11 protein-coding genes and 1 pseudogene are annotated in these 11,376 nt (G+C 37.0%); 9 read left to right on the top strand and 3 right to left on the bottom strand.

Annotated elements, in window-relative coordinates; translation table 11 throughout:
* Positions 1-275: 275 nt before the first annotated feature.
* The 3 genes and pseudogenes from ACFWE9_RS23335 to ACFWE9_RS23325 all read left to right on the top strand — a co-directional run bounded on the left by ACFWE9_RS23335 (position 276) and on the right by ACFWE9_RS23325 (position 3,447).
* Positions 276-731: an SRPBCC family protein gene (locus ACFWE9_RS23335; protein WP_230160102.1), complete on the top strand. Its 456-nt coding sequence runs from the start codon at positions 276-278 to the stop codon at positions 729-731.
* Between the two features lie 759 nt (positions 732-1,490).
* Positions 1,491-2,927, top strand: coding sequence for a hypothetical protein (locus ACFWE9_RS23330; RefSeq protein ID WP_230160094.1), 1,437 nt, complete (start codon positions 1,491-1,493; stop codon positions 2,925-2,927).
* 296 nt (positions 2,928-3,223) lie between these two features.
* Positions 3,224-3,447, top strand: a pseudogene (locus ACFWE9_RS23325) (excalibur calcium-binding domain-containing protein).
* Positions 3,448-3,575: 128 nt separating this feature from the next.
* Here the strand turns inward: ACFWE9_RS23325 and ACFWE9_RS23320 are convergent.
* Positions 3,576-4,559 carry an ornithine cyclodeaminase family protein gene (locus tag ACFWE9_RS23320; RefSeq protein WP_377359029.1) on the bottom strand — a complete coding sequence of 328 codons (984 nt, stop codon included), beginning with the start codon at positions 4,557-4,559 and terminating at the stop codon, positions 3,576-3,578.
* Between the two features lie 34 nt (positions 4,560-4,593).
* Positions 4,594-5,892, bottom strand: coding sequence for an MFS transporter (locus tag ACFWE9_RS23315; RefSeq protein WP_230160090.1), 1,299 nt, complete (start codon positions 5,890-5,892; stop codon positions 4,594-4,596).
* A gap of 175 nt (positions 5,893-6,067) precedes the next feature.
* On the opposite strand from ACFWE9_RS23315, the gene ACFWE9_RS23310 reads away from it, so the two are divergent.
* Positions 6,068-6,580 carry a helix-turn-helix domain-containing protein gene (locus tag ACFWE9_RS23310; RefSeq protein WP_230160088.1) on the top strand — a complete coding sequence of 171 codons (513 nt, stop codon included), beginning with the start codon at positions 6,068-6,070 and terminating at the stop codon, positions 6,578-6,580.
* Positions 6,581-6,801: 221 nt separating this feature from the next.
* Here ACFWE9_RS23310 and ACFWE9_RS23305 read toward each other — a convergent pair whose 3' ends face one another.
* Complete coding sequence (locus ACFWE9_RS23305; RefSeq protein WP_230160086.1) at positions 6,802-7,560, bottom strand: alpha/beta hydrolase; 759 nt, start codon at positions 7,558-7,560, stop codon at positions 6,802-6,804.
* Between the two features lie 334 nt (positions 7,561-7,894).
* On the opposite strand from ACFWE9_RS23305, the gene ACFWE9_RS23300 reads away from it, so the two are divergent.
* The 5 genes from ACFWE9_RS23300 (at position 7,895) to ACFWE9_RS23280 (ending at position 11,256) form a co-directional block, all read left to right on the top strand.
* Positions 7,895-8,644: a methionine ABC transporter ATP-binding protein gene (locus ACFWE9_RS23300; protein ID WP_230160084.1), complete on the top strand. Its 750-nt coding sequence runs from the start codon at positions 7,895-7,897 to the stop codon at positions 8,642-8,644.
* A complete protein-coding gene (locus ACFWE9_RS23295) occupies positions 8,637-9,299 on the top strand; it encodes a methionine ABC transporter permease (RefSeq protein WP_230160082.1) in 663 nt (220 codons plus the stop codon). Before ACFWE9_RS23300 ends, ACFWE9_RS23295 begins: the two co-directional genes overlap by 8 nt.
* An 18-nt stretch (positions 9,300-9,317) precedes the next feature.
* Entirely contained in the window at positions 9,318-10,145 is an 828-nt protein-coding gene (locus tag ACFWE9_RS23290; protein ID WP_230160080.1) for a MetQ/NlpA family ABC transporter substrate-binding protein, read from the top strand.
* Between the two features lie 460 nt (positions 10,146-10,605).
* A complete protein-coding gene (locus tag ACFWE9_RS23285) occupies positions 10,606-10,905 on the top strand; it encodes a DUF2599 domain-containing protein (protein ID WP_377359025.1) in 300 nt (99 codons plus the stop codon).
* A gap of 24 nt (positions 10,906-10,929) precedes the next feature.
* Positions 10,930-11,256 carry a hypothetical protein gene (locus ACFWE9_RS23280; RefSeq protein ID WP_377359022.1) on the top strand — a complete coding sequence of 109 codons (327 nt, stop codon included), beginning with the start codon at positions 10,930-10,932 and terminating at the stop codon, positions 11,254-11,256.
* Positions 11,257-11,376 lie beyond the last annotated feature (120 nt).

Below are 11,376 nucleotides of genomic sequence, written 5' to 3'. Positions count from 1 at the left end.
CTCCTGAATAAGTAACCGTTTGGTTTATTATACAAGAATAGCACTAAAAAAGAGAGTCTTAATAAAGTAATTTTTTTACAGAAGGGCATTTAAATTCAAAAAAAGTGTTGTTTCTAAATGCCTCTAGGTACTCCACTCGTAGCGCTTGAAAGGCGTTATACTTTTCATAATCATTTCCCATAATCCTTAATGATTCAAAATGACCAATGATTTGTTCGTGGAAAATTTGGTTTTACATAATAAAGGAAATATAATGTAGGTAGAGGTGATTTTCATTGAAAAAATGGACAAAAGAAATAGAAATAAACGCTCCAATTGAACAGGTTTGGAAGTTTTTTGATGGTTCTTTAGAAAATATGCAACAAATCATGCCTCAAGTAGTTGAACAAAAGCCCGTTAAAATAACGGAAGAAGTGGTTGGGAGTGTATATCGCCAAAAGTATAGAGAAGGAAAACGAACAGAAGAGTATGATATAGAAACATTGGAATATTTGAATGAAACTAATGAGAAAAAGCTAAAGGTGGGCTTTATACTTGCTAAAATGTTTGAAATTACCGCTTTTTATGAACTGAATAAAATCAATGACAATAAGACTTCCTTTACATATACAGTCACCAGTCGCCCGTTAAAGTGGTATTTGAAGTTACTTTTATTATTTGCTACCGATAAAGTGGTCGTTGAGTTTTTAGAACGTGTCAAAAAGGTAGCTGAAGAAGAAACAAGTAGGTAATGATTTGAATAAACCAGAACAATCTTCCGCAAATGGGGGCAGAGTGTGGAGGAACACAGATAGAAAATGATCCATCTTTTTTCAAGATGGATCATTTTTGATTTGTAGTGTATTAAGCTTTCAAACCTTGGCACCTCTGGTGTCAGGTTTTTTTTGTGGGGAAAAAGGTATCACATGAAAGGTTAACAGGTTCATCTCTTTTTTACCCCTCTTGCTAATTTATTTGAGTAATCATAAAAATTCTAAATTGTTATAACTTTTTTCGGTGAATCACAGAAACGAAGGAGAAACGATTCCATATGTGATAATCCTGATTTCAATTTTGGGATCTTTTAATCTGAAATTTTAGCTATTATACCCATTATAGGGATAAAAATTAAAGATGGGGGAGAAGAAAATGAAAAAAAGTTGATGATTGTAGGTAGTTTATGTGTTTTATTGAGTTAATTTGAATGCTGTATTTGCCGGGACAAATATAAGTAATGATGTAAAGGAAAGTATAGGAAGTATATGGAAATATAGGTGGTTGCCTATGTATTTACTCGAGGAACTTGAAGGTATTGACACCTTTTAAGAGAACCAACATGAAGTAGTGTTTGATGGACTTATAGATCAATTAGGATTAGTTGTTAGCACCCCAATCCTAAGCAAATTCCTCCGAACCGTTTCATTAATGACCAAATATACAAGAAATACAATTTGTGTAACTGTATACATAATTTGTATGTTAATATTTAATTAGAATAGGGAGGGTTTATTTTGAGTAAAACAAAAAAAATATTAAGAGGTAGTTTGGTTGTAATTTTGTCTTTGCTATTATTCTTTAGTAGTTACTCTGTTAATTTTTTTGCCAAAGCTAATGAAATGAAAGAAACCACGAATGATTCATCGGAAGAAAAGAATATGGTTATTATTGCTGATGATGAAATAAGCACAGAAGAAACCATTAATACTGTTGTTGAAGAAAATAATGACCCGGAGTTTGAAGATATTCAAGATAAAGTTGATAATAATGAATTGAACGTTAGTGTTGTTTCCCCCGAAAATAATCAAGATCTTGAGAAATCAAATTCTATTGCAGCTGATGCCGCTGTTGTTGAAGGAAATAAATCATATAAAGATTTTTTGAAAGCTGAATTAGAAGATGGTAAAAGAGTATTTCTTTACGGTGATGTTCAAGCAGAGGAATATAAAGAAATCTTAGATTTAAATAAACTTACTGTTAAAGAAAATGATGGACAGTTAGAATTTGGTTTGAGCGAAGAAGAATTGAATGAAAAAGCAATTGAAAATGGTAAAGAATTCGTTGACGAAAGTGCTGATGCATCTAATGATTCTGAACCTTCAGACGACGAAGCGAATGAAAAAGGTTCTCTTGATGCTGCTGATTCTGAATTTACAAGTCATGTTATAGGGTATACAATAGACAAAAGTCAAGAACTTCAGTTTGTAGATGTTTCTATTAATAATTTTGATGAAAATGGTAATTCAATTCCCAACACAAATGAAATGGTGTTACAAGAGGTTATAAATACTCAGTCAGAGATTATTGATACTGAAAATGAAATTAATCAAGAACAAAATACAACTGATTCTTTTACTTTTATTACTGATAATAAAGTAAAAGCAGAAAGTGTAAGAGTTAAAAATAAATATAGCTTGGTAGAAAAAGGATATCGCCTTGGCCTTTTGGTTGCTAGAATGGATACAGATTGGCACTTGTACAAGCAAAATAGCGAAAAGAGTAAAAAATATGATTATTTCACTTTAAAACCTGTAACTCAAGTCACAAGTTATAAAGGAATATGGGCTAGATCTATTTATACGGATATAGATATACCAGCAGCTTCAGATCAATTAGACGATTGGGGTCCTATGGGAGACAGAGGGACGTCTTCAATTTCCTTGTCACTAGGATATCCATTTTCAGTAGGGATTTCCATGAATTTCGGTGAAAATCTAAAAATTGATGATCGATCTAGTTTGGCATATGATTATGCTAGATGGCAGTTAAATGATGGAGCAACGGATTTAAATAGAAATATAAGTGGAAAAACTTTTAACCCTGCAGCTGGTTGGGCTTCAACAGGAACATATGCTAGAGCTGGATTAACTGTTGTAGGTAAATTTGATAATTATATAACTCTAACTACTAAATCGGATGTAAGTTATGATTATTCAAAAGCCACATACTAAAGAGAGGTAATAAGTTTTCATGAATACAACTTTTAAAATAATTCTTTTAATATTACTGAGCATTTTAATAGTGGTTCAAATATTTATGACGAAAGCAGTATTTGATGTTGTCGACCAACTGACAAATATTTCTCAGACATTACCTGGTATATTGGACCGATAAAGTTTTCAAGAAAACGACACTGCCATTTTAATTGGTAGTGTTTTTTGTTTAGAGGGTAGTCGTAATTGTGAAAAAAAGTAATTTTAATATTATGAAATGTTTTTAAACTTATTTACTATCTTTAGGACTAGTTCTGGGTCTCTCACTAGGAGAAAATGATGTGGCAGGTGCCAAAACAAAAGTGAAAACTTAAAACTGTACTGCATTAAATAAAGATTATAAAGGAGGCGTAGCTCGTTCATCTTCCGTTAAAAATAAAGGAGGAAAAACGAAATACAAGCCCCGTGTTTCAAAGTCACTATATGATGCCAATAAAATAAGCGACCGTGATAAAGACTGATCGCTTGTGAAAGATAAGGATTATTCAAAAGACCCTTCCTAAAGAAGGGTCTCTTTTTTTAAAGATGAAATGTTACTGCAAGCTTGAACGTCGCTTGTTTCGGGTTGTTATTACATTCAGCGATAGCAAAATGTATGGGCTTCTGTTATACCTCAATCTCCATCCCGATGTTCCGTTCTTTCGATTGGCAGTAAACACCTTTTGCCACGGGGAGGTCAAAGTAAGCAGCACCGACTGATTTAAAGAAGGTAATTTCCTCTTCATTTTCCCTGCCTGTTTTGGTCAGCATTACAAGTTCATAAAGCTCCCCATGAATATCATTAAACGACCAATTTCCCTGATTGGCTGCATGAATGAGTTCTCCTGCTTCATCCTTCACGCCCGCCAAATCGTCGACGATAATTTTAGCAGCGCGTGATACCGTGGTATGATCCACTTCTTTCATATGCGGCAAATAAGACCCGACCCCGTTAATGTGTGTGCCCGGCTTTAAATCCAGCCCGTTAAATACAGGCTCGTTCGAGCGGGTTGCACAGCAAATAATATCTGCTTGACGAACAGCTGCTGAAACATCTTCGAAAACTTCAAAAGGAACGGTTACTCCGAATGCCCGCAGCTTTTCACCGAATTTCTCCGCTGTCTCTGGTGTACGATTTACTAATAAAATACGCTCAATGTCCCTTACGGCTAACACACCAATTGCTTGTTCAAATCCCATAGCTCCTGTTCCGATAATCGTGAGTACCCGGGCGTCTTTACGAGCAAGAAAGTCTGTGGCAATGCCGCTCAATGCCCCCGTTCTGAGACGTGTTAAATAGGAGGCATTCAACAATGCTAAATGTTCGCCATTTTCTGCATCTGACAGCAAGATGACTCCTTGGGTTGTTGCCATTCCCCTTGAAGGATTCTTTGGAAAAATGGTAACAACTTTGACCGCCGAAACTTCTTCTGATAAATCAGCGCTTGGCATGTAAAGTGCTGATGCCTCGTGTTGAGGGAAAGCAAGAACTGTGCGATGAGGGTTGTCTATTCTTCTAGCACCATGTGCACGTAATACGGCCTTTACATCCGAAATTGCGTCCTTCATTTCATATGATTGTTGAATTTCCTTCTCACTTATAATTAACATTCAATTGTCCTCCTTGAAGTAAGAGAACCATAGATTACATGGCTCTATTATTATGCGTTTCGTCTAATTTCTGATTGCTACGATCCTTAACTGCCCAAATAGCTGTTAGTGACAGGAGAGATGCAAAAATAATATAAATGGCGACAGGAACATAGGAGTTATTAAACCTATTAAGTAAAGCCGTTGCAACGAGCGGCGCTGTTCCTCCTGCCAGAGCTGCTCCGATTTGATATCCAAGCGTAATGCCGGTATAACGGATCCTTGCATCGAAAATTTCCGAGAACATCGTTCCAAGAACAGCTGTGATGGGAGCCCAAATAACCCCTAAGCCTATCACTGTTGCAATGATTAAGAGCAGTACCGATTTTTGCTGCAACAGCCAGAAGTATGGGAATGCAAACAGTGCCATCCCAATCGTTCCGCCTATAAACAGCTTTTTGCGGCCAATTGTATCAGATAAATTCCCCATGATTGGTATTAAAATTGTCGTTATAATGGTTGCAATCATGACTGCAGCTAATGTAGCTGTCCGTGAGAAACCGAGATTTGAAGTAGCATATGATACGACAAATGTGCTAAAAATATAAAATGGCGCTGTTTCTACCACTTTGGCTCCCACGGCTATAAGCACTTCACGCCAATAATTCTTAAGAGTTTCTACAATCGGTAGCTTTGGAACTTCTCCGGATTCCTTTACTTTTTTGAAAGACGGTGTTTCATCAATTCCTTTACGAATCCATAGGCCAAAAAATACAAGCAAAGCACTAAAAATGAATGGTAAACGCCATCCCCAAGTCATGAATGCGCTTTCAGGAAGCAGTGTCATAATAGATAAAGCAATGGTTCCAAGCAGCATTCCTATCGTAACACCCATCTGAGGAATGGCTCCGAACAAGCCCCGTTTTTCAGCGGGAGCATATTCAACGGCCAATAAAAGCGCGCCTCCCCATTCACCGCCAATTCCTAGACCTTGAACTAAGCGCAACGTGATTAATAAAATCGGCGCCCAAATACCAACGGCTTGATAGGTAGGAAGAAGCCCCATCCCAAATGTTGCGACCCCCATTAAACTAAGTGTTATGACAAGTGTTTTCTTTCTCCCAATACGATCACCAATATGGCTAAAGATCACTCCGCCAAATGGGCGGATGAAGAATGCTAACGCAAAGGATGCATAGGAAAGCAACAGCCCTATTGTCGGATCCTCATTCACGAAGAATAGCTGGTTAAACACGAGTGCTGCAACGGTCCCATATAAAAAATAGTCAAACCACTCAATCGAACTTCCGACTAAACTCGCGATTAATATTCGCCGCATTTGCTTCTTTTCCATCTTAAGTCACCCTTTCAAAATTGAAGTATCACTTCAATTTATTATTTCCTTCATTCTAAATAATTAGAAATTTTCTGTCAATATTTTTTTGATAAGTTATTAATGACGGAACATTCATCAAAATTTGTCATGTATAATGAAGCTAGATACTATGTAAAAAAAAGGGGGCATCTGTATGCCTTTTGATTCAATCGGGAAAAAACTGAAATTATTGAGGAAAGAGCGAAAACTAACATTAAAGAGTCTGGCTGAACAAACAGGCGTTTCGATCAGCTTTTTATCACAAGTAGAACGGGGAAAATCAAGCGTCACATTAGAGTCATTAAAAAAAATCGCTGATACATTAGATGTCAACCCAAGTTTCTTTTTTTCTGAGGACCGATCCCAAGAAAATTCAGATTCGAATCATGAACAATTTCATTATCAGAATTTATCCAGCGGCATTCGTGATGCTGTTTTTTCGCCTATTCTTGTCACTTTAAAGCCAGGGGAAAATAAAGGAAGCGCTTTTTCTCATAGCGGTCATGAATTTTTATTCATTATCGAAGGGAAGTTAACAGTGGAAATAGAGGGAGAAAGTTTAGAACTCCATGAACAGCAGTCGTTCATGTTCGATGCTAGAAAAGCCCATTACTGGTTTAACTACTCAGATCAAATTGTCCGGTTTTTGGTGGTGTCGTCGAAATAACGTCACGGTGTTCTGGAATGAAAGTATGTTCAGTTAACGAAAAATGTTGTACAAAAGGATAGATGTAAACAGGTATTCCTCACTGTTCATCTATCCCTTCTTTTTACCTTATTGACATTAAATCAAATCATTAAAGTAATCGTAAAATATTGGTTTGTGAGGTAATTTAGAAAAAATGGCGATATGAAACAAGCTAGTGTGATGCAATCGATTAAGGTAAATTAACGATCCATTGTTTCGTTTTTCTGTTCGATGCCAAATAACCAACGGAGTGACTGAATGAAGTAGTTAGTAAAGAATAGGTCATCATGAGTTCCTTCTGGATCTGACGCAAATAATAGATTAGATTTCAAATAGCCTTCCTTGATAAATTCAAGGTGGGCCTTCTTTGTGTAGTCAACCATATGCTTTTGTACCGTTTCTTTATAAATTCCCTCTAATTCCCCAACATATAAATAAAGCTGATGATCTTGACGATTCACAGTTGGTTTGATATAGATATTTCCTTGTCGTTCAATCTTTTCCCCTTGAAGATAGCGAAGAACATCCTCGTACCAAAAGGAAGCAGATAATGAGATATATTGATGGAATACCTCTGGATAATAATGGGAGGCGAAAATGGAAATAAGTCCTCCTAATGAGCAGCCGGAAATAGCTGTATGTGAAGGCTCAGGATTCGTAGCATAATGGGCATCTATATATGGCTTTATTTCGGTTACAACAGTATGTAAATAATCCTGCGCTTGTCCTTCAAAGGTGAAAACATGGGGTGCAAGTGATGGTGCTTCCCACGGTGTATAGTCATTGTTGCGATCAATCGGGTCAATTCCAATAACGATAAGTGAGTTTGCAGTTTGCATGGCCGTTTCTCCACCATCATGCATATAGATCGTTCGGTATTTCTTGGTTTGATCGTAACTAGAGGGTAAGATGACACATACCTCATAGTTGGCAATTTTCTCATCAAGGTATTGAATCATGTATTTGCCTCCACATTCTTTAGAATATTTGTATTTAGAAGAGTAGAAAAAAAGTATTGATAATGATAACCATTATCAATTATGATTATAATACACTCGCTATTATTTTGAAAGGAATCATCCGATTAATAGATAATCACTCATATCTAAGAATGGTATATAAAAAGCCAATAGAATGAGGGAGCTTATTAGAGTTGGAAGTCTTTAACTGTTAATTTGTGTCTTTGCATTAGGTCCTCATTAGTTGATAAAATGATTTATCAGCTGTGTTTCTTTGATGAAACTATAATGAGGAGCGGTATGCTTATCTTTCAACAGTAGAAAGTGGGATTTTATGATTAACCTGCATCAAGTGAGTAAAAAATTTTCACAGTTTCAGGCCATTAAGTCTGTTACTTTAACAATACCTAAAGGTGAAATTCATGGAATAATCGGAGCAAGTGGAGCAGGGAAATCAACGTTGCTGCGGCTAATGAATTTGTTGGAGACCCCAGATGCGGGCGAAGTGGAGGTAAACGGCCAAAGACTGACAACATTGAACAATAAAGCACTCCGAGGGGCACGGAAGTCGATTGGCATGATTTTTCAGCATTTTAATCTTGTGGCAAATAAAACGGTTTATGACAATGTGGCAGCCTCTTTAGAGCTGGCAAATTACCCAAAGAAAGAACGTCGGAGCCGTGTTGTAGAGTGTCTTCAATTTGTCGGATTGGAGAAGGAAATGGAGAGATATCCTGCACAATTAAGCGGGGGACAAAAGCAGCGTGTTGCCATTGCAAGGGCATTGGCAAATAACCCGCAAGTGTTGTTATGTGATGAACCAACCTCTTCTCTTGATCCAAATACAACGGCTGAAATATTAGACGTGCTAGGGAATATAAACAAACGCTTCGGTGTGACGATTGTGATTGTTAGTCATGAGCTGGATGTCATTAAAAGTATATGCAATCGTGTAACGGTCATGGCAGATGGAGAGATTTATGACACTGTCATAATTGAACCAAATGGGATTCAAAAAAGGGATAATCGTCCAGAATACTTCATCGAACAATTAGCAGAGAATGGTGGGCTAGGTCATGCCTGAGATTTTAGTTCAATATGAGGCAGAAATTTGGCAGTCAATTGGAGAAACCATTACCATGGTTGGTGTGTCCATTTTTGCTGCGATTTTGATTGGATTGCCTGTCGGGACCTTGCTATTTCTTTGTAGGAAGGGTCATTTGCTTGATAATCCGTGGGCTTTCTCGATTTTAAATTTACTTGTGAATATTATTCGTTCTTTCCCATTTTTGTTATTGGTTGTTTTTTTAATCCCGTTTACAAGACTCATAATCGGCACAGCCATTGGGACAGCATCTGCTTGCGTTCCATTAGCGATCATTGCCATTGCCCATTATTCGCGGTTGGTCGAGCAATCTTTATTGGATGTGTCAAAGGGTGTGATCGAGGCAGCCATTTCCATGGGGGCTTCTGTAAAGGATGTCATCTTTAAATTTCTTTACGTGGAGGCTCGTTCAGGGCTTGTCCTCGGACTAACAACATCGATTATCAGCTTTATTTCCTATTCAACGATCATGGGAGTGGTCGGAGGCGGCGGTATCGGCGATTTTGCCATCAGGTATGGCTATCAGCAGTTTAAAACAGAGCTAATGATTTATATGATTATCATTATGATTATTCTAGTACAGCTTATCCAATTTATTGGAACAGCTGTAGCCAGAATGATTGATAAAAGATAAATAATGGAGGGAAACATCATGAAAAAAATACTCTTTCTCATGACAGCAATTATGCTACTTTTAGTAGGATGTGGAAAGGCGAATGAAGTAAAAGAGAAAGAAAATGCGCAGAATCAGGAGAAGGAAGAGGTAACATTGAAAGTGGCCTCACTCATTCCTCCGATGACGGAAATTCTTGAGCTTGTTAAACCAAAGCTAGCAGAGGAGGGCATTAACCTGGAAATGGTTGTATTAAGTGATAATGTGCAGCCTAACACCGCACTAGCGGCAGGAGAAGTGGATGTGAACTTCTTCCAACACGTTCCATATATGGAGGAATTCAATCGAAACAAAAATGCCGAGCTTGTACCAGTGAAACCCATTTATTTTGCCAATTATGGGGTGTATTCCAAAGAATACGATTCAATGGATCAATTGCCAGAGGGTGCCGTTATTGCCATTGCAAATGATGTGTCGAATATCGATCGTTCATTGGCATTGCTAGCACAGCATAAAGTTATCACTTTAAAGGAAAAAAAAGGTCCATATTATACAATGTCTGATATTACGGAGAACCCTAAAAACTACAAGTTTAAAGAAGTGGATTTATTAATGCTTGCGAGAACGTATGATGAAGCAGATGCGATAGTGATAACACCTGCTTACGCTGCACCGCTTGGATTGACACCAAAAAATGACGCTCTTCTCACAGAAGGTGTTGAAAATGACTTTGCGATTACATTAGTAGCACGCAAGGATAACGTGGATTCTGAGCCGGTCCAAAAGTTGGCCAAGGCTATGACAAGCCCAGAGGTACGCAAATTTTTAGAAGAGAAATATAGTGAAACGGCCATACCGGCATTTTAATTTTGATACAAAGAAAGGGCTATTCCTCAGGAATAGCCCTTTTTTACGTGTTGGTTTAACTTTGTGATCACTCATCGTCTATCTACTATTAAAAATACTGTCCAGCTTGCCAATTTTGTGGCTGCTGGACAGCCCATCTTTGTCATAAAGCCACTTACTAACAGTAAAATTGATTTTCAAAAACAAATGTTTAATGATCCCTTCATGGGTATGAGCCAATTATATGTAAATATATTAATCTTTTAAACCCTTGGTATTTTTAGTGTCAGGGGTTTTTAATTTGTGGGGAAAAGGTATCACAAAGAGGTGGTTCACAGCTTTGTTACCTATCTAATATGTGAGTGGACGGAAAGAAGGGAAATATTCCATATGTGGAAATCCTGAATTCATTTTTGGGATCAATCAATCCTAATTTTTTGTTAATGTTCCATTATAGGAAAAAACAAAAAAGGAGAAGAAAATGAAAAAACGAGCTAGAGCCTGTACTAAAGCTTATATTACTGCTCATTGGGCTCTGGGTCCGTCTAGTATGACTGGTCTTTCTCAAGCAAAAATTATGTTGGATATGTGGAGTGAAGTGACGGCTGATGCTGATTTCAAGAAGTATATTAGTTGCTCAAAGTCAGGTAGAATTAAAGACGAGTTTATATGTCATGCAGCTAATCCTCTTACTATTTATAAAAGTTCTTGGAACTTAGAACCGTGGCGACCTGATAAAACTTTGGCTGGTACTTATATTAATATGTGTAATCCAGAATAAGATATGGTTAGAAGGGGGTATAAGATGCTAATTGAAAGTATGAGTGACTATTTTTATGAGCCATTTTACATACCGATTTTATTGCTGCTGCTTGGATTGTTGTATTTAGGTATTTTAATACATATTTTTACAATAATTAAGTTTAATTTCATAGGCTATGGTTTAATAGGAATATCTATAATAACGTATCTTCTTGTTGGCTTGTATATGACCGGAAAAGGATATTATTCAGATGGACACGCTCCAAATCTATTTCTTTTTGGAAGTATGGGTTTTTTAGAGCTTACTTTATTAACTTATCCTTATATATTTCTTACCTTGGCGGTGGTACTTGGTAAAAAAGGCGAGTAATTCAGGGGAGAAATCAAAGCTTTATCTGGGGTTTAATAGAAAATAAACATCTAGAATTAACCATAAACTGGTCAGAGAAAAATTACTTTAGTTTTGGATTGAGGGTGCTTGTAAGTACTC

The sequence above is a fragment of the Peribacillus sp. NPDC060253 genome (genome assembly GCF_042727425.1).
In the GTDB taxonomy this organism is placed as follows: Bacteria; Bacillota; Bacilli; order Bacillales; family DSM-1321; genus Peribacillus.
This window is presented reverse-complemented; position numbering and strand designations above follow the sequence as displayed.

Excerpts from the sequence above, each read along its gene's own strand:
- ACFWE9_RS23320 (WP_377359029.1), bottom strand. The coding sequence starts at position 4,559 with ATGTTAATTATAAGTGAGAAGGAAATTCAACAATCATATGAAATGAAG.
- ACFWE9_RS23315 (WP_230160090.1), bottom strand. The coding sequence starts at position 5,892 with ATGGAAAAGAAGCAAATGCGGCGAATATTAATCGCGAGTTTAGTCGGA.
- ACFWE9_RS23310 (WP_230160088.1), top strand. The coding sequence starts at position 6,068 with ATGCCTTTTGATTCAATCGGGAAAAAACTGAAATTATTGAGGAAAGAG.
- ACFWE9_RS23305 (WP_230160086.1), bottom strand. The coding sequence starts at position 7,560 with ATGATTCAATACCTTGATGAGAAAATTGCCAACTATGAGGTATGTGTC.
- ACFWE9_RS23300 (WP_230160084.1), top strand. The coding sequence starts at position 7,895 with ATGATTAACCTGCATCAAGTGAGTAAAAAATTTTCACAGTTTCAGGCC.
- ACFWE9_RS23295 (WP_230160082.1), top strand. The coding sequence starts at position 8,637 with ATGCCTGAGATTTTAGTTCAATATGAGGCAGAAATTTGGCAGTCAATT.
- ACFWE9_RS23290 (WP_230160080.1), top strand. The coding sequence starts at position 9,318 with ATGAAAAAAATACTCTTTCTCATGACAGCAATTATGCTACTTTTAGTA.
- ACFWE9_RS23285 (WP_377359025.1), top strand. The coding sequence starts at position 10,606 with ATGAAAAAACGAGCTAGAGCCTGTACTAAAGCTTATATTACTGCTCAT.
- ACFWE9_RS23280 (WP_377359022.1), top strand. The coding sequence starts at position 10,930 with ATGCTAATTGAAAGTATGAGTGACTATTTTTATGAGCCATTTTACATA.